Here is a 24,158-nt window from a genome sequence, read left to right as displayed (position 1 = left end):
ATTTTTGATCAGGATTATTATGTCTGAGCTGAGTCAGGATCAGTTGTGGATGCTTCAGGCTGTGGCTGAGGCAGGCAAAGCGATTTATCGAACCCGTCCTAATCCTGCTGTGGGCTGTGTGATTGTCCGTGATCATGTGATTGTTGGGCGTGGTGCAACTGCACCGGTCGGCGGTTCACATGCTGAGGTGTTTGCGCTGCGTGAAGCAGGAGAGCTGGCACGTGGTGCAACGGCTTATGTCACACTGGAGCCATGTGCGCATTATGGGCGTACGCCGCCTTGCGCAAAAGCATTGGTCAATGCCGGCCTGGCAAAAGTTGTGATTGCCTGTTCAGATCCAAATCCACTGGTGGCAGGTAAAGGCGTACAGATTTTGCGTGACGCGGGTATAGAGGTTCTGACAGGTGTCTGTGAAGAACAGGCAGCGGAGCAGAATAAAGGTTTCTTAAAAGCAATGGCGACAGGACGACCGTATGTCCGGCTCAAGGTTGCTTCAAGCCTGGATGGTCGTACAGCGATGGCTTCAGGAGAGTCAAAGTGGATCACAGGAGCACAGGCGCGCAGTGATGTTCAGCACTGGCGGGCAGTTTCTGGTGCGGTGATCACAGGCATTGAAACTGTGCTTGCTGATGACTGTCAGTTAAATGTACGTGCGCTTGATGCCGTGGAAGATATATCTTCGGTTGTGCAGCCTGTACGGATTGTGCTGGACCGTAAAGGACGTCTGCCATTCAATGCAAAACTGATGGAACATCCTGAAACATTGATGGTGATGGGCCCTTATCGTCAGGACCTGGCAGATGCGGGTGTCATCCAGCTGGAAATTCAGTCACTGGAAAGCCTGCTGTCACTGCTGGTCCGTGAGTATCAGATCTATGATGTGCTGGTGGAAGCAGGTGCAACATTATCCACGGCTTTTCTGCAGCAGAAACAGGTCGATGAAATGATCAGCTATGTCGCACCGACCTTTTTAGGTCAGTCAGCACGTGCAATGTTCAATGCGGATTTCAGCCGCATGGCAGAGCAGCTCAGGTTTAAGCTGATACAGGTCACACAGCTGGGTGATGACGTGCGCTTAAAACTAATACCTTTTCAAGAGTCAGTATGAATTCAGAGTCAACCTCTTCGGTTTATCACAAACGTCGTCATGCCGCTCGTACGACAGATGAATATCTTTTCCATCAGCTGGTTCCTTATCTGGGCAACAAGCGTCGTTTACTGCACCTGATTCTTGAAGCACTTGAAATAACAGGCACCCTGCATACAGGGAAGAAGCGTGCCCCGATCTTTGCCGATTTCTTTGCAGGCAGTGGTGTGGTGTCACGACTCGCCCGTCAGAATGGCTACCGTGTGATAGCCAATGACTGGGAACCCTATAGTCATGCATTGAATCATGCCATTCTGGCAGGTACAGAAGCACCTGCGTTCAATGAGCTGGGTGGTTATCAGAAAGCCATTGATTATCTGAACCGTCTGCCTGAAGTAAAAGGGTGGGTGACACATAACTTGTGTCCACGGAATGATGAAATCTATGACCCTGCAAAAGACCGTCTGTTTTTTAAACGCCGTAATGGGATGCGTATCGACGCGATCCGTCAGCAGATCGCAACCTGGCAGGCGCAGGGTGCGATTGATGATGTTGAAATGAGTGCATTACTTGCGCCATTACTTTATTCGGCAAGTTTTGTCAGTAACACCAGTGGTGTATTTAAAAGTTTCCATCACGGGTGGGGGGGTAAAACACAGACTGCACTTGAGCGGATTGAGTCACTGTTGTGGCTGACCCCAAGCCGTTTCTGTGAAGTGGGTGAAAACCAGCAGAAAAATCCAATGGCTGAAATGTGGTGTGTGGATGCACAGCATCTGGCCAGTCAGATGAGTGGCTTTGAAGTGGATGTGGCTTATCTTGATCCACCTTATAATCAGCATGCATACAGTAGTAATTATCATGTGCTGAACTCTCTGACACTGTGGGATCAGGTCGACCTGCCAACACCGGATACCAAGGGTTTTAAAAGTGGTATTGACCGTGCATGGCGAAAAGAACGCCCAAGCCCTTATAATTCGTCCAGGTTTGCACAGGAAGCGTATGAAAAACTGCTTTCAACCATTAATGCACGTTTTATTCTGACCAGTTATTCCACTGATGGTAATATTGAAGCAGCTGATCTGCTGAAAGCAAACCTCGAACGTGGTCGTGTGACCCTGCTGACTCAGGATGTGCCACGATACAGAGTCAGTAAGCAGCGTCAGTCTGAACGGGCACGAGTGCTTGAGTTTATTGTGATTACAGATACGCATGCGAAATCGGGACCACCATTAAGACAGTTGCTGGGTCAGCTTTATCATTTTGCTGAGCTGGGCGGTGTGGATACCAGTGGCGTCAGCACACAGCTGGCACTGTGGTAAAACCGGCTGTACTGAGCGTATGGCTTGATCAGAGTGAAACGGATAAATTCAGAAATTTCCTTTCTGTGAAATGGAAAGGGCAGAGGGCAGTTTATGTTTACAGGTATTGTTGAAAGTCTGGGTAAAGTGGAAAGTCTGCAGAATGTCGGTGGTGATATCCGCCTGCGTATACAGACCGATCTGGATATGTCCGATGTACACCTGGGCGACTCAATAGCGACCAACGGCATCTGTCTGACCGTCATTGACTGGGGCAGCAACTGGTATGCGGCAGATGTCTCCAGGGAAAGTCTGAACCGTTCCACACTGGGCAGCTGGAAAGCTGGACAGGCGGTTAATGTGGAAAAGGCAATGTTGCCGACTACACGTTTCGGTGGACACATTGTCAGTGGCCATGTTGATGCTGTCGGTGAAATTACCGTTGTACGTTCAGATGCACGTTCACTGTATTTTGAAGTGACTGCACCTGCAGAAATTGCACGTTACCTGGCAGAGAAAGGTTCGGTGACTGTGGATGGCATCAGCCTGACGATCAACCATCTGCGTGGCAGTGTGATCAGTCTGAATCTGATACCGCATACGGCTGAACGAACCAATATCGGCAGCTGGAAAGCAGGAACAAAAGTCAACCTGGAAGTGGATGTGCTGGCACGCTATATCGAACGTCTGTTGATGGGAGATAAAGCCGCTGAAGTGACACAACCGTCAAAAATCAGTATGGATTTCCTGGCTGAAAATGGCTTCCTGAAGTAAAAATTATTAAAATAATGAACAGTCTGATTGAAAATCAGGCTGTTTTTTGTTTTTATGGGGCTGTTTTTAATTTTATGCAGATGAAATGCTTCAATCGGATTTTTGATTATGCTTGATTTTATGCTGCATATGGATCAGTGGTTACCTGTTTTACTGGATCAGTACGGTATCTGGATTTATGCAATTCTGTTTCTGATCATTTTTGCTGAAACAGGCTCGGTATTTATGTTTTTTTTACCGGGCGACAGTCTGTTACTCGCCATTGGTGCGATGTGTTCAACGACAGATGTGGTCCATCTGCACTATATGGGTATTCTGCTGCTGTCGGCTGCGGTACTTGGTTATATTGTCAATTATTATACGGGGCAGATACTGGGGTTGAAGTTTTTCAACCGCTATAACCGTTTTTTTAAGCCCGAATACATGGTGAAGACCAATCACTACTTCACTAAGCATGGCGGAAAAACCATTATGGTTGCCCGGTTTGTTCCCTTTGTCCGTTCATTTGCACCGTTTGCCGCAGGTGCTGCCCACATGCATGTTGCAACATTTATGTTTTATAACCTGATGGGTGCTGTGGTCTGGATCGGTGGTTTACTGACCGTCGGTTATGGGCTCGGAAATGTGCTTGGTAGCCTGATTGAGTTGCTTTAACCTGAAGCAGTTAAAAAAGCCCACTGATTACAGTGGGCTTTTTTAATATCAGGAGAATATCAGTGTTTGATGACGGTCAGTGTTGGGTTGGCGCGTTGCTCAGTTGATGAAACAGAAAAGCTGCCACCCTGGGATTCACGTGAGAGATAAACAGAAAGTGATTGAAAGTCAGTACGACTGATCATCAGATCCTGAGCGCTGACAATCCATTGTTCACCTGTTGCTAATGCGGAAATCTGTGTTGAAAGTCTGTTCAGAATATCCATGATGTCTTCCTTATTCAGTCAGAGAAAGCCCTGATACCCGTCCTGTTTTTACAGACTCAAAGTAAGGGCATGAACATCATGTGACATTTGTATTTCATTTTGATGACACGGATTCATTCTGCTTTATAAGAAAAAGAGATCAGCTTTGCTTTTTATCTTCTGAGAGACTGGAGTTTTTCAGGATAAAAGCAATTTCTTCCTGAGCAGCACTGTGCAGTCGGGCACGGAAGACAGTGACAGCCTGTTCAATCAGGCTTTCTGCTTCCAGTTCAAGCCGTAGTTTGACGCTTTCCAGTTCAGAGAGGATTTCATGGTCTGATACGGCCAGGCGGGTTTTATCAAAACTGACCGCGCCATTGGCTGGGTTTTTGTGATAGCGTGCTGTATAGGTCTGAATTTCATTATCGAGAGAGCGTCTGATCAGTGCCAGTGTCTGTGCCTGTTCATTGAACTGGCGCTGCTCATCCTGCTGGAGCTGTCTGGCATAAGCCGCTTGCTCATCACGCTTTTCCTGAAGTGAGCGTTCCAGTTCCTGCTGCCGGCGTATGCGGGCTTCTTCAATCAGCTGGGCTTTGCGTTCAGCGTATGCCTGCTCTATTTTCTGCTCAGAACGGTGCTGTTGCTGTTGATCGTATGCGACCCATTTCTGTATATCAGATTCTGGATGCAGGACATCACAGATGCGGTGAAGGTCATCAATAAATGCCTGACGTACAGCTTCAGGCGCATCGAGCCAGCGCTGTTTAAAATCCTGACCGACATTTAATGCCACCGCATTTCTCCTTATTCAGTCTGTTGTATTCTGATCTGATCTTTAAAGTTTAAAGGTTTTCGGCTCTATACCGGAACGTCTGTATTGTTTGAACTTTTCACGACCTGCCTGTTTAGCCGGTTCATTATTTTCAATAATCTCGATAATGTGACTAAAACGGGCGTACTGTTCAAGTGCCTGATTGTTAAAATTAAACACAATCCAGTCGGTTTCTTCAGGCAATGATGCAGAAATACAGACCCTGACATGTGGCTGATCAATCCCGTGCGGAATAAAACTTTCAGTATCAAAACTCCACAACAGATCATCCAGCTGCTGCTGAAGTTCCTGTGTGGGGCAGTGTAACCAGATCCGCTGAGATTTCCGCAGAATTTTCCGACATAAACGGCAAGTGCTTTCCACTTGCCGTTCATTGCTTTTTTCAAACAGATAAAAGCTGACTTTAGCCATTGGACTGAACACGGTCAGACAGGAACTGCATTAACAGTGGAACAGGACGACCAGTGGCGCCTTTGTTGCTGCCGGAATTCCAGGCAGTCCCTGCAATATCAAGGTGTGCCCAGCGGTATTCACGGGTAAAGCGCTGCAGGAAGCAGGCGGCTGTAACAGCACCGGCTTTTGGTCCACCAATATTGGCAATGTCTGCAAAAGGTGAGTCCAGCTGTTCCTGGTAGTCGTCCAGAACCGGCATGCGCCATACGCGGTCAAAAGACTTCTGTCCTGCCTGAGTCAGTTCAGCTGCAAGTTCATCATCCGGTGTAAACAATCCTGACACGACAGAACCCAGAGCCACCACACATGCACCGGTCAATGTCGCAATATCAATCACCAAAGCAGGGTTGAAGCGTTTGATATAAGTCAGTGTGTCACACAGAACCAGGCGACCTTCAGCATCAGTATTTAAAATTTCCACCGTCTGTCCGCTCATGGTGCTGACAATGTCACCTGGGCGGGTTGCATGACCTGATGGCATGTTTTCAGCAGCAGCAATGGCACCCACCACATGAATCGGCAGATTTGCTTCACAAAGTGCGCGCATGGTGCCCAGTACGGAAGCTGCACCGCACATATCAAATTTCATTTCATCCATGCCAGCGCCTGGTTTCAGTGAAATACCGCCCGTATCAAAAGTCACGCCCTTACCGACCAGTACCACAGGTGGCTGTTCAGCATTTGCTTTATATTCCAGGGTGATGATGCGACCAGGGCGGTCAGAACCTTTGCTGACAGCAAGGAAGGCATTCATGCCCAGGTCTGCCATCTGCTGCTCATCCAGCACAGTGACTGTGATGAGATCTGGATATTCTTCTGCAAGCTGCACAGCCTGGTCTGCCAGGTATTCAGGGAAGCAGATGTTACCAGGGCGGTTGCCCAGGTCACGTGCCTGGTTCTGTCCAGACTGAATCGCCTGAATCAGGGTCAGTTGCTCAGCTGTCAAAGGAGTGGCTGTTGCAATCAGATTGATCTGTTGCAGTGCAAATTCATTTTTTTTGGATTTGTATTCATCAAATGCATAAGCTGCCTGAGTCAGACTCAGTACAAACAGATAATGATGTTCAGCAGGCAGTGCATTCAGGTCAATACTGATCTGAGCATATTTTTTTTGTGTTGCTTTGATGATGGTCTGTGCAATTTTTGCCAGTCTTGCTGGTTGAAGTTCTGTAACTTTATCCAGACCCACAAGTGCTGCATTTGCTGCACCGTTAATTTTTCCGATTAATGGTAAAATTTCGTTTAAGCCAGCTTTAAACTGAGTCGCTTCAATCAGAGAATTTAAATCATTGATTTTATATGAGGAAGAAACACCCTGAACCTGATCAGCATCTACAGGAATCAGTAAATACGGAGTGGATGCATTCTCCTGGAATGACGTATTAATAGTAAATTTCATCTGTTTTTATCCGCGCCTTTTAAAAATTTGCAAACCATTAAACCATTGAAACATTTCTATGAATAGGGTTTCAATGTGCATTGCAGCGATAGGTTTTATATTTTCAACATTCGGGTAAACTAATGCCAGTTTTATTCCCCTTATTTCTGGAAGAATTAATTTGATTATTCGGCGTTATCTGGTCAGGCAGGTTGTATCGACTTCCTTAGTTGTCATCGGTTTACTGATCCTGATCATGATGGGTGGACAGCTGATCAAGCAGTTTGGACGGGCTGCAATGGGGCGTATTGATCCTGGAATTCTGCTGGATATTATCGGATACCGACTGCCGGAATTTCTGACTCTGATTCTTCCATTAGGTTTCTTTATTGGTCTGATGCTGGTGTTCGGACGGCTGTATGTTGACCATGAAATGGCGGTGCTGAACAGCAGTGGTATCAGCCGTAACCGACTGGGGCGTTTACTGGTTCCCATGACGGTTATTTTCATGACTGTTCAGACCTGTCTGATGGTCTGGATTTCACCCTGGGGACTGCGTCAGTATGAAAAGCTGATCACAGATCAGGCGGTTCGTACCGGTTTTGATCTGGTCAGACCCAAAGAATTTATTTCTTCAGGTCCACTGACCATTTATGCAGGCAGCCTGTCTGAAGACCAGAAAAACCTGAAGGATATTTTCTTTTACAGACGTGCTGTGGATGAAGGCAAGCCTGATGAACTGATTCTTGCCAGGGAAGCGACCCGTATTGAAATGACTGGTGATACTGCCAGTGTGGTGGATTTGCGGGAAGGGCGACGCTATGAAATTGATCCAGACACGCTGAAATATACTCAGATGGAATTTCAGACCTGGAGACTGCGTCTGGAAAATGACGAAAAAGCAAAATTTGAAAGCGGTGAAGTGGAAGCTCTACCGATCAGTACACTGTTTAAAACCAGTGATGATCCTGTCGTTGCAGCTGAACTCGGGTGGCGGATATTTGTACCATTTTCCATGCTTGTTGCATTACTGCTTGCGGTTGCTTTATCTGAAGTCAGTCCACGTCAGGGGCGTTATCTGAAACTGATTCCTGCATTACTGATTTTTGCCAGCCTGATCGTTGCGCTGATGGCGATTAAGATCAGGATCAGTAAGGATGAAATCGGGATCTGGGCATATCCGGCAGTTCTGCTGTTTTATGGTATTGTTGCGGCGCTCTTTTCCAGAAAGCAGAAACTGGCACCTAAAATTAAGAAAACATTAAAACGAGTGGGGTCTTAACTATGCTTGCACGTCGAATTATTGCACGTCATGTGACCTCAACCACGGCACTGGCGATGCTGGGTGCTACCGCAATTCTGTCCGGATTACAGATTTTATTTACCTATCTGGGTGAGCTGGGTTCTTTAAAAGAGGGTTATGGTGCCTGGGAGGCACTGAAGTTTGTTCTGTGGGGCGCACCGGGTTATCTGTATGAGATTTTACCTATTGCTGCACTGATTGGTGCAGTGCTGGGGCTGGGGACGATGGCATCCAACAGTGAGCTGATTGTGATGCGTTCTGCCGGTGTCAGTCTGTGGCGTATTGTGGGCTGGGTCATCCGTTCCGCACTGATCCTGGTGGTGCTGTCATTTGCTTTAAGTGAATGGGTGATTCCGCATACCAGTGAACTTGCTAAAAGTGTAAAAAAACACCGTACAACAGCAGAGTTGGGTGAAGTCCGTGGTTACTGGACCCGTGAAGGTCAGCGTTTTATCTATATTGATTATGCCAATGCCCAGGGGCAGCTGAATAATATCCAGGTGATTGATTTTGATAATAACTACAGATTAAGAGGGACGCTGAATGCAGAGCAGGGTGCTTTTGTTAAGGATGGCAGCTGGGAATTACAGAAAACCCGCCAGATGGACATTCTGAAAGAAGGTAATGCCGTGGCTCAGCATATGGAAAAAATGCCACTGTCACTGGCACTGCAACCGAAATACGTGCATATGGTGACCCTTGATCCAGAAGATCTGTCGCCAAGTCAGCTGGTCAGTTTTATGCAGTATATGCATGAATACAGTCAGGTGCCGAAAACCTATCAGTTAGCCTTCTGGAAAAAAGTAGGCGGTCCTTTTGCCCTGATTGCACTGGTGGTGATTGCCTGTTCATTTATTTTTGGACCATTACGTCAGCAATCCATGGGCTTCAGACTGGTGATCGCACTGTTTATCGGGCTGACTTTTTTCTATCTTCAGGACTTCCTGGGTTATGCAAGTCTGGTGTATGCACCGTCGCCTGCGTGGTTTGTGTTTATACCGATTGTACTGATGTTCATTGGTGGCGGTTATTTACTGCATCGGGCCAGATAGTAACAGGCGAAATCTATCCTGCTGAAAGGCTTTAACCATCAGCAGAACATGGAGTCTTGACCGAAAATTCGGTAAGATATAAGACTAATTTGTAAACAGTAAAGAGTGAAAATAATGACGGATGCAACTGCTGGCAAAATCCCTCACGTTCTGGTGATTATGGATGGTGTGGGTCATCGTGAAGCGGTCGAGGATAATGCGTTTTTAGCGGCAAAAACGCCTAATCTGACCATGATGCAGGAAAAGCATCCGCATAGTCTGATTTCAGGTTCGGGTGAAGATGTGGGTCTGCCAGATGGGCAGATGGGGAACTCTGAAGTAGGTCACATGAACCTGGGCGCAGGTCGTGTGCTGTATCAGGATTTTACCCGTATTACCAAAGACATCCGTACCGGCGATTTTTTTGAGCATGAAGTTCTGGTTGATGCTGTGGAAAAAGCCAAAGCAGCAGGCGGAGCAGTGCATATCATGGGTTTATTGTCACAGGGTGGCGTACATTCACATGAAGACCACATTGTCGCGATGTGTGAGCTTGCATTGAAACGTGGTGCAACAGTGTATTTACATGCGTTTCTGGACGGTCGTGATACACCGCCACGCAGCGCACAGCCATCACTTGAGAAACTGGATGCACTCTTTGCACAGTATCCAGGTCAGGGGCGTATCGCCACCATGATCGGTCGTTATTTTGCGATGGATCGTGATAACCGCTGGGATCGTGTTGAGCAGGCTTACCGTCTGCTGACTGAAGGTGAAGCTGTCCGTACAGCAGCAACTGCGGTGGAAGGTCTGGAACAGGCTTATGCTGCCAGTGAAAATGATGAATTTGTGAAAGCAACCCGTATTGGTGACATTGCCAGAGTTTCGGATGGTGACAGCGTTGTCTTTATGAACTTCCGTGCTGACCGTGCCCGTGAAATCACCAGAGCTTTTGTAGAAAAAGACTTTGCAGGTTTTGAGCGTAAAGTTGTGCCTGCGCTATCTAAATTTGTCATGCTGACCCGTTATCAGGCAACTATTGATGCGCCTGTGGCTTATATGCCTGAAGGGTTGAAAAACTCAATCGGTGAATATCTGTCAGGGCTGGGGAAAACTCAGTTACGTATTGCTGAAACTGAAAAATATGCCCACGTGACATTCTTTTTCAGCGGTGGTCGTGAAGATGAGTATCCAGGTGAAAAACGGATCCTGATCCCATCTCCGAATGTCGCGACTTATGACCTGCAACCGGAAATGAGTGCGCCTGAAGTTACCGATAACCTTGTAGATGCCATCAATTCCGGTGAGTTTGATCTGTTGGTAGTGAACTATGCCAACGGTGATATGGTTGGGCATACCGGTGTCTTTGATGCTGCGGTGAAAGCTGTTGAAACAGTGGACAGCAGTCTCGGTCGCCTGTACGAAGCAGTGATGGCAAAAAAAGGACATATGCTGATCACAGCCGATCATGGTAATGTGGAACAGATGCAGGATTATGTCAGCGGTCAGGTACACACTCAGCATACGACTGAACTGGTGCCGTTCATCTATGTCGGTCCAACCTCTGCAACGATTGCTGATGGTGGTGTACTGGCAGATGTCGCACCTACAATGCTCAGCCTGATGCAGATTCCTGTACCTGAAGAAATGAAAGGTCGTAATCTGATTACTTTAAAAAACTAAATCAATTAAAAAGGTGAATGAATGGTTCAGTACGGAAAATCAGTTGTTCTTTTAACAGCATTATTGATGTTTCTGAACCATTCCGCTTTTGCTGCTCCATCAGCAGCAGGCTCAGATTTTGATGAGGGCGAGACACGGACTTATGATGAAGTCCCTGTTGAACCTATTCAGCAGTTTGTACAGATTTACGGCATTGTCAAAGAAAATTATGTCAATGAAAAAAGTGACGATGCCCTGTTTCAGCAGGCGATTAAAGGTCTGGTCGGTGGTCTGGACCGTTATTCCAGATATCTGTCCCCAGAAGATTATAAACAGCTGCTCCAGTATACCGAAGGCGATATTGCCTCTGTCGATTTTGAACTGGCGTATGACAGTTCCCTGCACCAATGGGTGATCCAGGGGCTGAAGAAAGATGCCGATTCTTCAAGACAGGGACTGCGTAATGGCGTCAGTGTTTTCAAGGTCGATGACCATGAGTTAAGAAAACTCAATCATGATCAGGTCAATAACCTGCTGACAGGTTCTATTGGCTCAACCTTAAGTATTCAGCTGGCTCAGAACAGCATACCCATCAGCCTGGTCCGCAATAAAAAACTGGAAACAGATATCCAGTCGCAGCTTCTGCATAATCAGGTTCTTGTGCTGCGGGTTAAAGTCTTCAAGCAGGAGACTGCCAATGAAATTAAAAATCTGGTGGAAGCCCACAGTGGTTCAAAGTTAAAGGCCGTATTGCTTGATCTGCGCAATAATCCAGGTGGACTGTTGTCTTCCGCAGTGGAAACAGCCGATCTATTTCTGAATCAGGGCATTATTGTTTCTACAAAAAGCCGCGCAGAAGGTGATCAGCAGTTTCAGGCATTACCCGGATTTGAGTTTCAGAATCTGAAAGTCGGTATTCTGATTAATAACCGTTCGGCATCAGCCGCTGAAGTATTTACTGCGGCTCTAAAAGAGCATAAACGTGCCTGGGTGATTGGTGAGAAAAGCTATGGCAAAGGAGTGGTACAGAAGCTGTTCCCACTGAGTAATGGTGCTGCTTTACAGATGACGGTTTCGCATTATTACACCCCTAGTGGGCGTATGATTGAAGGAACAGGGATTTATCCTGATCAGCTCTATCCTCTGCAACAGGATGTCAAGGAAGATATTTACCTTAATCATGTTGCAGAGATGCTCGTGAACCGTAAATAAACTGAGAAATCAGTCTTCGTCGCTGTCCAGCCCAAATTTTTTCAGGCGGTAGCGCAAAGAACGGAAAGACATTCCCAGTTTTTTTGCTGCCAGTGTTCTGTTCCAGTGGGTCAGATTCAAAGCATTCATCAGAATTTCTTTTTCAACCTTCTCCAGATGAAGTTCCAGACCTTCCTCGGGTAACTTCCGTGTGGAAGAAACGACAGGTTCGCTGACTGTCTGAGGTGCTGTTTCTTCAGTTTCACTGCTGCTTTGCAGCGGTTTTACCGAGAACTGACGTAAAGGCGCGCTCTGTAAATGCTGAAGATCAATCTGGCTGTCATCACTGAGCGTGATGGCACGTTCAATAATATTGCGAAGTTCACGGACGTTGCCCGGATAGTACTGTTCAAGCAGGAACTGGCGGGCTCTTTCAGTCAGAGGTTTGGTTTCAATATCCCATTCTTTACAGATTTTATGAATGAAGTGCTGCGCCAGCAGTAAAATATCACTGCCACGTTCACGCAGTGCAGGCAGAACCAGATCCATGACGTGAATACGGAAAAATAAATCCTGGCGGAATCTGCCCTGTTGAACCAGTTCTTCCAGATCCTGGTGACTGGCACTGATCACCCGGAAATCGACATCAATTTCTGCTTCACTGCCAATAGGGCGTATCCGCTTTTCCTGAACTGCACGTAACAGTTTGACCTGCATGCTTAAAGGCAGTTCAGCGATTTCGTCGAGGAACAGGCTGCCGCCATGTGCAGACTGGATTAAGCCTTGCTTGTCCTGGGTTGCACCGGTAAAACTGCCTTTCTTGTGGCCAAACAGTTCGCTTTCCATCAGATCACCAGGAATCGCTCCGCAGTTGATCGCAATAAAAGGGCCTTCACAGCGGTTACTGAGCCGATGGATCAGATTGGCAACAACTTCTTTACCCGTACCGGATTCACCCGTAATAAACACAGGTGCCTGGGAGCGGGCAATTTTTTTCAGTGTTGTACGCAGATGCTGAATCGGCAGTGACTGACCAATCAGCATACGGTGTTCGAGCTGATCAGATTCAGGGACACTGTTTTTTTCAACAGGCTTGTTCAGTGCTTTTTCAAGTAACTGTTCCAGGTGCTTCTGATTGACAGGTTTACTGACAAAATCAAAGGCACCGGCTTTCAGTGCTGCGATCGCAATTTCCATATTTCCATAAGCAGTCAACACTGCCACTGGAAGCTGTGGGAAATGCTGCGAGATCAGATTGACCAGCTCCAGGCCATTGCCATCAGGCAGATTCAGATCCGTCAGACAGGCATCATACTGATGTTCTGAAAGCAGTTGTCTCGCCTCTGAAAGGCGGTGTGCGATGTGTGTTTTAATCCCCATACGTGCAAGGGTCATTTCCATGAGCACGCATAAATCTACTTCGTCATCCACCAACAAAACGAGTGGTTTTAAATCCACTGTAACACCCCGATAAAATTAATTTAAATAAACGCGTGGGCATTCAATCCTGAAACAGGCCCCTTGTTTTTGTTCTACATAGCTCAGCTTAGCCTGATTGGCTTCACAGAAGCTGTGTGATAGATACAATCCTAAACCAGTTCCGGTAATTTCGGTACTGAAAAATGGTTGAAACAGATAGGCAATATCCTGCAGGGCAACACCAGAACCATAGTCACGGACGTCAATCTGAATGTTTTTGCCCTCTGCCTGTATGACCAGTTCGATACAGTTCTGATCGGGAGCATTATGCCGGATTGCATTGCGGATCAGATTGATCAGTACCTGTCTGAGCTGTGATTCATCAAAGCAGACAGTCAGGTCGCTGCTTTGTAGATGACAGCGGATTTTCTGGGAGATGTCAGAAAGATCTTCTTTAATAAATTGGGGAATAAAGGTCGGAAGCTGAATTTCAGTCGGATGGGTTTCCCTGTTGCGCACCATACTGAGTGTATCACTGATAATTTTATCAATCCGTTGAGTCTGCCGACTGATCATCTGGCTTAGACTTTGCTGCTGCTCTGCATCACTGCCGGCAAACAGGACATTGGCCTGTGCAATAGCAGCAAGAGGGTTTCGGATTTCATGGGCAATACTGGCAGACAGCTGTCCCAAGGCAGCCAGTTTCAGCTGCTGAACCTGTTGATTGATACGCCGCGCATCCTGAAGCACCAGCAGTGTCAGCGTCTGGTGAGGCACAATCAGTTTCTGTACTTCAATATGCACCAGATAACTGCTGAACTGTGATTCAAACTGGAATTTTTCACCATTCTGTAACTGATCAAACTTCAGAATATCAAACAGGTCGGGCTGTAATTTATACAGTGGATAAATATTAAAGGCATACAGCGGAGAGATACCCAGCAGGGTGCAGGCAGCAGGATTACTCAGCACCACATGGCAGTTTTCATCCAGTACCAGATAACCCATCTCCACCTGTTCCAGGATGTAGCGGTTAATGTTCTGTAAGCGGTCCAGTTCAATGGACTGGTGAAAATTCAGTGTTTCCAGAATCTGGAAGCGACGGACGGCTACCAGTCCACAGCCGTACACAACAAAAAACATAATGGCGAGCAGTACGCTGTTTCCAATATTGTTTAATGAGCTGAGAGCAAACAGGCTGCTGATAAAATGCTGATAAATGACACTGATCACGGCAATCAGTGTAATCACCAGCGCTTTTCTTGAATTCAGTAATAAAGAAGCTGCAAAAATAGTGATGACAAAGAGCAGGCTCAGATGCAGATTGGGACCATTGGCAGCAAAGGTCAGCAGACTGAGGACTGCAACATCGACCACAAAAATCCAGGTCAGTTGCTGGGTAATATGAACAGGAATATTTTTCATCCCGATCAGTTGCAGGCAACCCATCAGGAAATAACCGATCAATGTATATAAGTAAAGCTGTGGGTGTTGATAGTCAGATGCCAGCTGTACAGAGGTAATAATAAAAATCAGTAACATACAGCATGAAATAATCATGCGGTATGCAGCGTACCACATGCCCAGATGATATTGATTCATTTCTGAAGTGAGTGAGTTCTGGATCATGTGGACGTTTCAGTAAAAGAAAATTCAGGGTTTGATTAAGCCGTATCGGATGGCCAGGTGAGTCAGTTTAACATCACTGTCCAGGTTCAGTTTTTCAAAAATACGGTAACGGTAAGTATTGACCGTTTTTACGCTTACAAACAGTTTATCGGCAATTTCCTGCGCACTGATACAGTTGACCACCATCATCGCGACCTGCATTTCACGTTCTGAAAGTGCATCAAACGGAGACTGCTGGGTATCTGATAAATAAGAGCTGGCAAGCTGTTCAGCAATATCTGCGCTGAAGTATTTACCGCCCTGCATCACTTTATTGATGGCACGTACCATTTCGGTTACGGGTGCGCCTTTGGTGATATAACCTTTTGCACCTGCTTTCAGCAGCAGGGAAGGATAAGGTTCTTCGGCAAGCCCACTGACAGCCAGCACTTTGGTGTCAGGAGCGCTCTGAAGCAGGCGGCGCGTGGTTTCCACACCTCCAATGCCAGGCATGTTGACATCAAGCAGGACAACATTCGGATGGTGCTGGCGGACTAAATTAATGGCTTGTTCTCCAGATTCGGCCTGACCAATCACCTGAATTTCACTATGGTCTTCAAGCATCCGGCAGATGCCTGTGCGGACCAGTTCATGATCATCCACCACTAATACTGTGATCACCTTATGCTCCCTCCTTCGTTCTTCTGCTCGCTAAAAAATCATCTTTTTTGTTACATATCGCAAAATAAGCTTGCAATGAAACGACAAAATTAGCAATGCTATTATTGATATTAAACGGAATAGTTATACAGTCGGGGTGATGCGAGTCTGCTCACCTTTCTGTATTCACTAAATGTAAGGCATATTAGAGGTATTACGCAAATGTAAACTGCCTCGCTGAGTTGAGTAAATTATTGTGAAAAAGTCCAGAAAATTTTTAACGCATGTACTGGGGATGTCCGTTCTTCTGAGTATCAGCACGGCTGGTATGGCAGAACTGGTGGTCAATCCTGGGCAGACTAATTCGGGGCAGGCAACACTCAGCTGGTCGTCAGAAGAGGCGAGTCAGTTACTGAATGGTGATGCTTCTGTTGCAAGCCTGAACAGCTCTGAGGAATTGTCACCTCAGGGTTCGACCAAAGTGACAACTTCTGTACGAAATGGCGGTGCTGTCAGTACTTCAGCGCCAAAGACAGCTTATATTGCTGATACCTCAAGCTATTCCAGTCAGCCTTCGGTAAATGCCCGTGCAGCACTGGTCATGGATGCGCAGACCGGTGAGGTGCTGTACAGTAAAAATACCAATGTGGCATTGCCAATTGCGTCCATTACCAAACTGATGACAGCGGTTGTGACTGCAGATGCAAGACTGAACATGTCTGAAGAAATTACCTTACAGCAGATTGATTTTGCAGGTGCGGGCGGTAAAAACTCCAGTTCAACATTAAAAGCCGGAGATACCATGAACCGTGCTGAAATGCTGCTGGTGGCACTGATGAAATCTGAAAATCCGGCTGCTGCTGCACTTGCACGTACTTATCCAGGTGGACGTTCTGCATTTGTTGCTGCCATGAATGCCAAAGCGCGTCAGCTGGGTATGAATTCAACTCACTATGTTGAGTCAACCGGACTCGATGTACGTAATATTGCTTCAGCACGTGACCTTGGAATTCTGGTCAGTGCTTCTTCACAGTACGGTCTGATCCGTCAGTTCTCTACAACAGCACATTATGACTTCAACCTGGGTTATCGCGTTTTAAAATCCAACAATACCAATGCACTGGTCCGTAACGGTGGCTGGAACATCAATATCTCCAAAACTGGATATATCAATGAAGCAGGACGCTGTGTGGTGATGCATACAACGGTTAATAACCGTCCGGCAGTTGTGGTTCTGCTTGGTGCAAGTTCTTCACAGGCCCGCACCAATGATGCGACAAACCTGATGAACTGGGTCAGTCAGTTACCAAAACGTATTTAATATTTATTGATGGTTCTGGTTCATGATTTACTCAGCGTTATGAGCCAGATAAAAAAAGCCCTGCTTATGCAGGGCTTTTTTTATGATGATTATTTTACATATTTGACAGAATGGATGTTTTTACGTCATTCATTGTTGCATCAATAGTCAGCATAACCGCATCCTGGCACTGTTTGATTGCAGTATCAGGATCTTTCAGACCATTACCTGTTACGGTACAGACAATCACAGAACCTTCTTTGATTTTGCCTGCTTTAATATCACGGATTGCACCGCCGATAGATGCAGCAGAAGCAGGTTCTACAAAGACACCTTCGTACATGGAAAGCATGCGCTGTGCATCAAGGATTTCAGCATCCTGAAGCTCATCGAACCAACCTTCAGAATCACGTACCACTGCTTTAGCATGGTTCCAGCTCTGTGGATTACCGATACGGATTGCAGTTGCAACAGTTTCAGGGTTTTCAACCGGAGCGCCACGCAGGAACGGTGCTGCACCAGCAGCCTGATAACCAACCATTACTGGACGGCCTTCAGGGTTTGGTCCTGTGAATTTATCAGTTTCAGCATCGTAAACGACCTGTTCAAACTGATCTTTTGGCTGATTGGCAACAGCTTCGGTATAACCCATCCAGTGTGCGGTGATGTTGCCGGCATTACCTACAGGCAGGCAGTGATAGTCAGGTGCACGACCTAAAGCTTCTACAATTTCGTAGGCAATTGTTTTCTGACCCTGCAGGCGGTAAGGGTTGATTGAGTTCACAATCGTCACAGGAGCCTGATCGGCAACTTCTTTTACCAGACGCATACCGTCATCGAAGTTACCACGAATCTGCATGGTGATCGCACCGTACATCAGCGCCTGAGCCATTTTGCCCATGGCAATTTTGCCTTCAGGAATCAGAACGAATGCTTTGATACCTGCACGTGCAGCGTATGCAGCAGCAGCAGCAGAAGTGTTTCCTGTCGATGCGCAGATGATAGCTTTAGAACCCGCTTCAACAGCTTTGGTTACAGCCATGGTCATACCACGGTCTTTAAATGAACCAGTCGGGTTTAAGCCTTCATACTTCACATAGATTTCAACATCTTTACCAATAATGCGTGGAATGTTCTCAAGCTTGATCAGTGGGGTATTTCCTTCGCCCAGGGAGATCGCACGAGTAGTTGCAGACACTGGTAAACGGTCACGATAACGGTCAACTAAACCAGTATAACGATTGTCATTAGACATGATGATGTTCCAATTGTGTGTAGAGCCTGGTGAGGTGGACAGAAAACCCACCTCAACCCGATTAATTATCAAGCAATTCTAAACGAATTCGTACGATTTCGCCATGAATCACAGGTAAAGCCTGAATTTGAGCTAAAGCTTCATTCATTTTTGATTCCTGGACTGGATCGGTCAGAATCACAATCGGAATCAGATCTTTCAGACGCGGCTGCTGCATGATGGCATCAATACTGATACCTGCACGGCTTAAAATAGTCGTAACATCAGCGAGTACGCCTGTCTGGTCCTCGGCATTGATACGGATATAATAACCCGTGGTCATATCATCACTGCTTAAAATCGGCAGATCAGACAGTGCTTCAAATGCCAGCTGAGGAATTGTTCCTGAACCGTCTTCTGTGTAGATAATGTCACGGACAATATCCACGACATCGGCAACCACAGCAGAAGCAGTAGGACCTGCGCCCGCACCTGCGCCATAGTAAAGCGTAGGACCAACAGCGTTTGCCTGAACCAGCACCGCATTTTTTACGCCGTTGACATTGGCAATCAGTTCTTCAGCAGGAATCAGTGTTGGGTGTACACGCAGTTCGATACCGCTTGCAGTACGACGTGCAATACCCAAATGTTTGATGTTGTAACCCAGTTCCTCAGCATATTTTACATCCTGAGCGGTGACTTTGGTGATACCTTCGGTATAAACCTTGTCGAACTGTAGTGGAATACCGAATGCACATGACGCCAGGATGGTCAGTTTGTGCGCAGCATCAATCCCTTCCACATCGAAAGTTGGATCAGCTTCTGCATAACCGAGTTCCTGAGCCTCTTTCAGTACATCTGCAAAAGCACGGCCTTTTTCACTCATTTCAGTCAGAATGAAGTTGCCGGTACCGTTGATGATGCCTGCGAGCCATTCAATTTTATTGGCAGCAAGACCTTCACGGATGACTTTGATGATAGGAATACCACCAGCAACCGCCGCTTCATAAGCAATCTGTACATGATGGTCATCAGCTGCCTTGAACAGTTCGTTACCATGTTCAGCGAGCAGGGCTTTGTTGGCAGTCACAACCTGTTTGCCATGTTTGATGGCTTCCATAATGACTTCATAAGCCGGGTGAATGCCACCCATCACTTCAACAACCACATCGACGTCAGGCTGACGGACAATTTCCATCAGGTCTGCACTTTGTTTAACGCTGTCAGGCAGATTTAAATCGGGGCGTGGACGACGTGTACCCACATGGGTAATTTCAATTTCACGACCGGTTCGACGTCTGATTTCAGTAGCATTTTCTTGTAGTAGTTTAAGGGCACCACCACCTACGGTACCAAGACCGAGGATTGCCAGACGAACTGGTTTCACGTCACACTCCATTTATTTCAGCAATTATAAGTGAATCTGAGATCATAGCTAAAAAAAAGCTCTGACTCCAGGGAAGAAATCAGAATCTCTTCACCTATAAAAAACAGTAAGTTAACTTATAAAAATTATTTATTTAAACGCTTGTCCAGTTCTTCAGGTGTCAGGTAACCACCTAAGTAAAGACCATCTGCCGTATAGATAGCAGGTGTGCCGTTTACACCAATATTCAGACCAAGCTGATACTGTTCACGAACCGGGTTTTTACATGTTGCCGGTGGCAGCTGCACACCTGCGATAGCCTGGTCGAAAGCAGCCTGACGGTCTGCACTGCACCATACACTTTCCATGGCAGGCATGAACTGTTCACCACGTGGCCATGCAATATAACGGACTTCAATCCCTTTGGCAGTAATTTCACCCATATGCTCATGCAGTTTGTGGCAGTACGGACAGCTGGCATCGGTAAAGATATACACAACGTGTTTTGCTTTGCCTTTGGCTTTATAAATCAGCAGATCTTCAGTTTTCAGCTGAGCAAACAGTTTTTTGTTGATTTCAGCCTGAAGACTTTCACTGACATTGTGCAGTTCTTTATCTCCAAGGCGGATTACATCACCCTGAATGATAAATTTACCGTCGGCAGTGGCATAAACCGGAGGCATGCCTTCCAGTGTCACCCAGTACAGGCTGGGAACTTCAGTCGCTTTGACATCGAGTACTTTAGCGTTCACGCCAGCGGTTTTGAAATTCTGCTGTAATGTGCTGATCAGACGCTGACCTGCATTACGTTCCGTCAGTGTGGATGCTTCCCCAGTCGCAGGCGCACTTGCGGTTAAAGTATTCTGTTTTTTGTCTTCATTATTTGCGTTTGAGCATGCAGTCAGTGTCAGACCAGAAGCCAGTACGCATGCCATAAAAATCTTCGAGCGGGTAAATGCCATAAAGGACCCTTTTTCTTTTGCTTTATATCAAACAGGTGCACTAGCATATCAAAAAAAAGTTTCTGCCCCTAACACTTCATGGTTTTATATCCCTAAGTCGAGGAATCATGCCCGTGGATGGTGTTCAGCATGCAGTTGCTGCATACGGATCTGTGCAACATGAGTATAAATCTGCGTGGTGGACAGGTCACTGTGTCCCAGCAGCATCTGTACAACTCTGAGATCTGCTCCATGATTCAGTAAATGTGTTGCAAAAGCATGACGCAGGGTGTGCGGCGATAAATCTGCCTGAATGCCTGCCTGCAGGGCATAACGTTTAATTGCGTACCAGAAGTTCTGACGGCTCATGATACCGCCGTGCTGGGTCAGAAAAAGATAGTCAGTCGATGATTTATACAGCACAGGTCTGGCTGTATTCAGATAATTTTCCACCCATTCACAGGCAACAGCGCCCAGGGGAACCAGGCGTTCTTTATTGCCTTTCCCTGTGATACGCAGGTAACCCTGTTTCAGGTTAATCAGTTCAAGTCGAAGGTTGATCAGTTCAGTGACACGTAAACCACAGGCATACAGCACTTCAAACATGGCACGGTCACGCAGTCCCAGTGCTGTCTCTGTGTCTGGTGCCTGAATCAGGGCTTCAACATCCTGCTCTGACAGATCTTTGGGTAAAGCACGTCCAAGTTTTGGTGTTTTATGTGTTGCAACAGGGTTATCGGAGCGAAGTTTCTGTTCTCTGAGAAATTTATAAAAAGAACGCAGTGCTGAAAGTGTCCGTGCAATGGATCTCGGGCTTTTCCCCTGACGGGTCAGTTCAAGCAGAACATCCGAAATATGCTCACTGCTCCAGTCAGGCAGGCTGACAGTGGCGTACTGACTGCAATGAATCAGGTCTGACAGATAGGCATTGCGGGTATGCGGACTGACTGTCTGAGCAACCAGCCAGTCCCGGAATCCCTGTAAAAAACTGAGCGGTTCAGGAATGTTGACCGGAGCTGGAACACGTGGCTTTTTATTCAGCATAAAAGTGAAATTTCCATTATTTCTTGTGCTTTTTTATCACTGTAAAGCAGAACAGCTGGATTGTCGATTTCAGTGTGGCTGAATGAGAATTATTCTGAGGCTTATTTGGTAACTATTCTCATTTGTATGTATAATAGACCGTTAATAGACGAATTATTTCAGGGTCAGTTGCAGTGCGTTTGTCAGAATTGAAAGTGAAGCATGCTGCTGTTATTACTCGGGTCAATCGAATCGGGGACGAACAGTCAGATCAGCCAGATATGGTTGCGAGCCGCCTTGAAACGCTGGGTTTTGTCCCAGGTACAAAAGTACAGGTCATTACCAAAGGTATTTTTGGTGGCGACCCGATTTTAATTCAGGTGGGTTTTACCCGTTTTGCTCTACGTAAGGCAGAAGCAGAGAAAATTGAAATTAACCCACATGCTGAAGGAGTTCCTGCATGAGCGCAGCGTTAAGAATCGCTTTGGTAGGAAATCCGAACTGCGGTAAAACATCATTATTTAACCACTTGACCGGAACACGCCAGAAAGTTGCCAACTATGCGGGTGTTACGGTAGAGCGTAAGGTCGGAGCATTTACACTGCCTTCAGGTAAAGCTGTACGTGTCCTGGATTTGCCAGGGACTTACAGTCTGAATGCCACCAGTCCGGATGAAGCGATTACCCGTGATGTGGTACTGGGGAAAATTGCAGATGAACAGGAACAGGATGCTTTTCTGTGTGTGGTTGATGCCACCAACCTGAAACTGCACCTGGGGCTGGTGCTGGAAGTGATTGCGCAAGGTAAACCAGTTCTGCTTGTACTGAATATGGTGGATGAAGCCCGTCGTCGCGGTATGCAGATCAATACTGAAAAACTGGCGCAGCGTCTGGGTATTCCTGTTGTGGAAACTGTTGCTGTACGTAATTCAGGTATCGAAAGCCTGCTGGGTGCACTGGATCAGGAGAAATTCCGTAAACCGGATTCTTCACTGAGCGATGTCAGCCTGAATGGTGCCATCCATGAGAAAGTTGCACAGCTTTTAAAAGATGTTGTGGCTTATGTGGATGAAGAAGACAAGCGTACTGACTTCCTGGATAAGATTTTTTTACATCCGGTGCTGGGACTGATCAGCCTGGCTGTAATGATGTTCATTGTGTTCCAGGCGGTGTTTGCCTGGGCTGAACCGGTCATGACCCTGATCGAAGATGCATTTGCATGGTTGGGTGAAACGGTCGGTCAGTTTATTGCCCAGCCTTTGCTGAACAGTCTGGTTGTGGATGGAATCATTGCAGGAGCGGGCGGTGTTGTGGTGTTCCTGCCACAGATTCTGATCCTGTTCTTTTTTATTCTGGTGCTTGAGGAATCGGGTTATCTGCCACGGGCAGCTTTCCTGCTGGATAAACTGATGTTCAAGGCAGGTTTAAGTGGTCGTGCCTTTATTCCTTTACTGTCCAGCTTTGCCTGTGCAGTACCGGGTGTGATGGCAACCCGCAGTATCAGCGACCCACGTGACCGTCTGGTGACCATTTTTGTGGCACCACTGATGACCTGTTCTGCCCGTTTGCCTGTTTATGCGCTGCTGATCAGTGCATTCATTCCATCGCAGACGGTATGGGGACTGTTCAATCTACAGGGACTGGTGCTGTTTGGTCTGTATATGTCGGGCATCGTCAGTGCGCTGCTGGTGGCATTTGTACTGAAATTTTTCCAGAAGGATAAATCACAGTACGCTTTGCTGATGGAGTTACCAAGTTACCGTATTCCTGATATTCAGAGTGTGTGGATTGGTCTGCTGGATCGTGCCAGAATCTTCCTGAAGCGTGTTGGTGGTATTATTTTCGCACTTTCAATTCTGCTGTGGTTCCTGTGTACATTCCCACAGCCACCAGAAGGTGGAACATTACCTGCAATTGATTATTCCTTTGCGGGGATGCTGGGGCATCTGATGCAGCCGATTTTTGCCCCGCTTGGGTTTAACTGGCAGATCTGTATTGCGCTTATTCCTGCAATGGCAGCGCGTGAAGTGCTGGTGGCATCACTGGGTGTGGTCTATGCACTGTCTGCAACGGATGAAGATGCAGTCACTCAGGGCTTGTCTCAGTTGATCAGTCAGGGTGATCTCAGCTGGTCACTGGCGACCGGTCTGTCTCTGCTGGTCTGGTTTATTTATGCGCCACACTGCCTGGCAACACTGGCGACTGTAAAACGTGAAACAGGTTCATGGAAAACAGTAGCGGGTATGACGGCATATCTGTTTGGTCTGGCATATCTGATGTCATTCCTGACCTATCAGATTGCAACGAACTATTTCGGTCTTTAAGCGAAGGAGCTTGAGATGGTTGAATTATTGATTGTTACCGCACTGGTGATATGGAGTGCGATCTTTGTATTTAAGAAAGTCTTTCCAAAGTCGGCATATACAGTATTTATGAAACTGTCTCAGTTCTGCCGAAGAAAAGGCTGGGTACGCCTGGCTGACTGGTTGCAACCTGCAATGGTGATGGGTTGTGGTGGCGGTTGTGGTTGCAGCACAGATGATGCACCTGCAAAAAAAACAGAAGTTCAGGCTGTAAAATGGAAGTAAGTTCCGGCTGAACAGTAACGTTATGAAAAGAACCGTCATTTATGACGGTTTTTTTACGCGATGACACAAAAAAAGGCTGAATCAGTCAAAACAGAAAAAGCTTTCAAAA

23 protein-coding genes are annotated in these 24,158 nt (G+C 46.6%); 12 read left to right on the top strand and 11 right to left on the bottom strand.

Annotated features, from left to right (window positions below; all coding sequences use genetic code 11):
- Positions 1–19: 19 nt before the first annotated feature.
- The 4 genes from ribD to CDG61_RS16295 all read left to right on the top strand — a co-directional run bounded on the left by ribD (position 20) and on the right by CDG61_RS16295 (position 3,816).
- Entirely contained in the window at positions 20–1,108 is a 1,089-nt protein-coding gene (gene ribD / locus CDG61_RS16310) for a bifunctional diaminohydroxyphosphoribosylaminopyrimidine deaminase/5-amino-6-(5-phosphoribosylamino)uracil reductase RibD (protein ID WP_087551524.1), read from the top strand.
- Positions 1,105–2,409 carry a DNA adenine methylase gene (locus CDG61_RS16305; RefSeq protein WP_087513563.1) on the top strand — a complete coding sequence of 435 codons (1,305 nt, stop codon included), beginning with the start codon at positions 1,105–1,107 and terminating at the stop codon, positions 2,407–2,409. Before ribD ends, CDG61_RS16305 begins: the two co-directional genes overlap by 4 nt.
- 93 nt (positions 2,410–2,502) lie before the next feature.
- Positions 2,503–3,162, top strand: coding sequence for a riboflavin synthase (locus tag CDG61_RS16300; RefSeq protein ID WP_087551523.1), 660 nt, complete (start codon positions 2,503–2,505; stop codon positions 3,160–3,162).
- A gap of 108 nt (positions 3,163–3,270) precedes the next feature.
- On the top strand, positions 3,271–3,816 hold the full coding sequence (locus tag CDG61_RS16295) for a VTT domain-containing protein (RefSeq protein WP_087513564.1): 546 nt from the start codon (positions 3,271–3,273) through the stop codon (positions 3,814–3,816).
- A gap of 59 nt (positions 3,817–3,875) precedes the next feature.
- Here the strand turns inward: CDG61_RS16295 and CDG61_RS16290 are convergent, their stop codons facing one another.
- From CDG61_RS16290 to CDG61_RS16275, 4 genes are all read right to left on the bottom strand, one after another.
- Positions 3,876–4,082 carry a hypothetical protein gene (locus tag CDG61_RS16290; protein WP_087551522.1) on the bottom strand — a complete coding sequence of 69 codons (207 nt, stop codon included), beginning with the start codon at positions 4,080–4,082 and terminating at the stop codon, positions 3,876–3,878.
- 139 nt (positions 4,083–4,221) lie between these two features.
- Positions 4,222–4,854, bottom strand: a complete 633-nt coding sequence (locus CDG61_RS16285) for a hypothetical protein (RefSeq protein WP_087551521.1) — start codon at positions 4,852–4,854, stop codon at positions 4,222–4,224.
- Positions 4,855–4,896: 42 nt separating this feature from the next.
- Positions 4,897–5,304 (bottom strand): DNA polymerase III subunit chi, encoded by a 408-nt coding sequence (locus CDG61_RS16280; RefSeq protein WP_087551520.1) that lies wholly within the window; start codon positions 5,302–5,304, stop codon positions 4,897–4,899.
- A complete protein-coding gene (locus tag CDG61_RS16275; protein ID WP_087551519.1) occupies positions 5,297–6,745 on the bottom strand; it encodes a leucyl aminopeptidase in 1,449 nt (482 codons plus the stop codon). Before CDG61_RS16275 ends, CDG61_RS16280 begins: the two co-directional genes overlap by 8 nt.
- Positions 6,746–6,905: 160 nt before the next feature.
- Here CDG61_RS16275 and lptF point away from each other — a divergent pair, with 160 nt between their 5' ends.
- The 4 genes from lptF to CDG61_RS16255 all read left to right on the top strand — a co-directional run bounded on the left by lptF (position 6,906) and on the right by CDG61_RS16255 (position 11,932).
- Positions 6,906–8,006 (top strand): LPS export ABC transporter permease LptF, encoded by a 1,101-nt coding sequence (lptF, locus tag CDG61_RS16270; protein WP_087551518.1) that lies wholly within the window; start codon positions 6,906–6,908, stop codon positions 8,004–8,006.
- Positions 8,007–8,008: 2 nt separating this feature from the next.
- Complete coding sequence (gene lptG, locus CDG61_RS16265; protein ID WP_087513570.1) at positions 8,009–9,079, top strand: LPS export ABC transporter permease LptG; 1,071 nt, start codon at positions 8,009–8,011, stop codon at positions 9,077–9,079.
- Between the two features lie 114 nt (positions 9,080–9,193).
- Positions 9,194–10,741, top strand: a complete 1,548-nt coding sequence (gpmI, locus tag CDG61_RS16260; RefSeq protein WP_087551517.1) for a 2,3-bisphosphoglycerate-independent phosphoglycerate mutase — start codon at positions 9,194–9,196, stop codon at positions 10,739–10,741.
- A 21-nt stretch (positions 10,742–10,762) separates the two neighbouring features.
- A complete protein-coding gene (locus tag CDG61_RS16255; RefSeq protein ID WP_087551516.1) occupies positions 10,763–11,932 on the top strand; it encodes a S41 family peptidase in 1,170 nt (389 codons plus the stop codon).
- 9 nt (positions 11,933–11,941) lie between these two features.
- On the opposite strand, the gene CDG61_RS16250 is transcribed toward CDG61_RS16255, so the two are convergent.
- The 3 genes from CDG61_RS16250 to CDG61_RS16240 form a co-directional block, all read right to left on the bottom strand.
- Complete coding sequence (locus tag CDG61_RS16250; protein WP_416240720.1) at positions 11,942–13,312, bottom strand: sigma-54-dependent transcriptional regulator; 1,371 nt, start codon at positions 13,310–13,312, stop codon at positions 11,942–11,944.
- 75 nt (positions 13,313–13,387) lie between these two features.
- Positions 13,388–14,959: a sensor histidine kinase gene (locus CDG61_RS16245; RefSeq protein ID WP_087513574.1), complete on the bottom strand. Its 1,572-nt coding sequence runs from the start codon at positions 14,957–14,959 to the stop codon at positions 13,388–13,390.
- A gap of 24 nt (positions 14,960–14,983) precedes the next feature.
- A complete protein-coding gene (locus CDG61_RS16240) occupies positions 14,984–15,619 on the bottom strand; it encodes a response regulator (RefSeq protein ID WP_087551514.1) in 636 nt (211 codons plus the stop codon).
- A gap of 235 nt (positions 15,620–15,854) precedes the next feature.
- Here CDG61_RS16240 and pbpG point away from each other — a divergent pair, with 235 nt between their 5' ends.
- Entirely contained in the window at positions 15,855–16,919 is a 1,065-nt protein-coding gene (gene pbpG, locus CDG61_RS16235; RefSeq protein ID WP_087551513.1) for a D-alanyl-D-alanine endopeptidase PBP7/8, read from the top strand.
- Between the two features lie 94 nt (positions 16,920–17,013).
- Here pbpG and thrC read toward each other — a convergent pair whose 3' ends face one another.
- From thrC to xerD, 4 genes are all read right to left on the bottom strand, one after another.
- On the bottom strand, positions 17,014–18,153 hold the full coding sequence (gene thrC / locus CDG61_RS16230; protein ID WP_087513577.1) for a threonine synthase: 1,140 nt from the start codon (positions 18,151–18,153) through the stop codon (positions 17,014–17,016).
- 61 nt (positions 18,154–18,214) lie between these two features.
- Entirely contained in the window at positions 18,215–19,519 is a 1,305-nt protein-coding gene (locus CDG61_RS16225; RefSeq protein ID WP_087551556.1) for a homoserine dehydrogenase, read from the bottom strand.
- A gap of 125 nt (positions 19,520–19,644) precedes the next feature.
- A complete protein-coding gene (locus tag CDG61_RS16220; RefSeq protein WP_087551512.1) occupies positions 19,645–20,460 on the bottom strand; it encodes a DsbC family protein in 816 nt (271 codons plus the stop codon).
- A gap of 105 nt (positions 20,461–20,565) precedes the next feature.
- Positions 20,566–21,483 (bottom strand): site-specific tyrosine recombinase XerD, encoded by a 918-nt coding sequence (gene xerD, locus CDG61_RS16215; protein ID WP_087551511.1) that lies wholly within the window; start codon positions 21,481–21,483, stop codon positions 20,566–20,568.
- Between the two features lie 173 nt (positions 21,484–21,656).
- Here xerD and CDG61_RS16210 point away from each other — a divergent pair, with 173 nt between their 5' ends.
- The 3 genes from CDG61_RS16210 to CDG61_RS16200 are packed head-to-tail and all read left to right on the top strand — an operon-like array spanning position 21,657 to position 24,049.
- Positions 21,657–21,926, top strand: coding sequence for a FeoA family protein (locus tag CDG61_RS16210; RefSeq protein ID WP_087513581.1), 270 nt, complete (start codon positions 21,657–21,659; stop codon positions 21,924–21,926).
- Complete coding sequence (gene feoB, locus CDG61_RS16205; protein ID WP_087551510.1) at positions 21,923–23,785, top strand: ferrous iron transporter B; 1,863 nt, start codon at positions 21,923–21,925, stop codon at positions 23,783–23,785. Before CDG61_RS16210 ends, feoB begins: the two co-directional genes overlap by 4 nt.
- 15 nt (positions 23,786–23,800) lie before the next feature.
- Positions 23,801–24,049 carry a DUF6587 family protein gene (locus tag CDG61_RS16200; RefSeq protein WP_087513583.1) on the top strand — a complete coding sequence of 83 codons (249 nt, stop codon included), beginning with the start codon at positions 23,801–23,803 and terminating at the stop codon, positions 24,047–24,049.
- Positions 24,050–24,158: the final 109 nt, after the last annotated feature.

Origin of the sequence: Acinetobacter sp. WCHAc010052 (genome assembly GCF_002165295.2) — a bacterium.
Taxonomy (GTDB): Bacteria; Pseudomonadota; Gammaproteobacteria; order Pseudomonadales; family Moraxellaceae; genus Acinetobacter; species Acinetobacter chinensis.
The sequence above is the reverse complement of the archived record's forward strand: the minus strand, read 5'-3'. Positions and strand labels throughout refer to the sequence as shown.

What these genes read in the sequence shown, in the direction of transcription:
- ribD (WP_087551524.1), top strand. Translation starts at nt 20, where the DNA reads ATGTCTGAGCTGAGTCAGGATCAGTTGTGGATGCTTCAGGCTGTGGCT.
- CDG61_RS16305 (WP_087513563.1), top strand. Translation starts at nt 1,105, where the DNA reads ATGAATTCAGAGTCAACCTCTTCGGTTTATCACAAACGTCGTCATGCC.
- CDG61_RS16300 (WP_087551523.1), top strand. Translation starts at nt 2,503, where the DNA reads ATGTTTACAGGTATTGTTGAAAGTCTGGGTAAAGTGGAAAGTCTGCAG.
- CDG61_RS16295 (WP_087513564.1), top strand. Translation starts at nt 3,271, where the DNA reads ATGCTTGATTTTATGCTGCATATGGATCAGTGGTTACCTGTTTTACTG.
- CDG61_RS16290 (WP_087551522.1), bottom strand. Translation starts at nt 4,082, where the DNA reads ATGGATATTCTGAACAGACTTTCAACACAGATTTCCGCATTAGCAACA.
- CDG61_RS16280 (WP_087551520.1), bottom strand. Translation starts at nt 5,304, where the DNA reads ATGGCTAAAGTCAGCTTTTATCTGTTTGAAAAAAGCAATGAACGGCAA.
- CDG61_RS16275 (WP_087551519.1), bottom strand. Translation starts at nt 6,745, where the DNA reads ATGAAATTTACTATTAATACGTCATTCCAGGAGAATGCATCCACTCCG.
- lptG (WP_087513570.1), top strand. Translation starts at nt 8,009, where the DNA reads ATGCTTGCACGTCGAATTATTGCACGTCATGTGACCTCAACCACGGCA.
- gpmI (WP_087551517.1), top strand. Translation starts at nt 9,194, where the DNA reads ATGACGGATGCAACTGCTGGCAAAATCCCTCACGTTCTGGTGATTATG.
- CDG61_RS16255 (WP_087551516.1), top strand. Translation starts at nt 10,763, where the DNA reads ATGGTTCAGTACGGAAAATCAGTTGTTCTTTTAACAGCATTATTGATG.
- CDG61_RS16250 (WP_416240720.1), bottom strand. Translation starts at nt 13,312, where the DNA reads ATGGAAATGACCCTTGCACGTATGGGGATTAAAACACACATCGCACAC.
- CDG61_RS16245 (WP_087513574.1), bottom strand. Translation starts at nt 14,959, where the DNA reads ATGATCCAGAACTCACTCACTTCAGAAATGAATCAATATCATCTGGGC.
- thrC (WP_087513577.1), bottom strand. Translation starts at nt 18,153, where the DNA reads ATGTCTAATGACAATCGTTATACTGGTTTAGTTGACCGTTATCGTGAC.
- CDG61_RS16220 (WP_087551512.1), bottom strand. Translation starts at nt 20,460, where the DNA reads ATGGCATTTACCCGCTCGAAGATTTTTATGGCATGCGTACTGGCTTCT.
- xerD (WP_087551511.1), bottom strand. Translation starts at nt 21,483, where the DNA reads ATGCTGAATAAAAAGCCACGTGTTCCAGCTCCGGTCAACATTCCTGAA.
- feoB (WP_087551510.1), top strand. Translation starts at nt 21,923, where the DNA reads ATGAGCGCAGCGTTAAGAATCGCTTTGGTAGGAAATCCGAACTGCGGT.
- CDG61_RS16200 (WP_087513583.1), top strand. Translation starts at nt 23,801, where the DNA reads ATGGTTGAATTATTGATTGTTACCGCACTGGTGATATGGAGTGCGATC.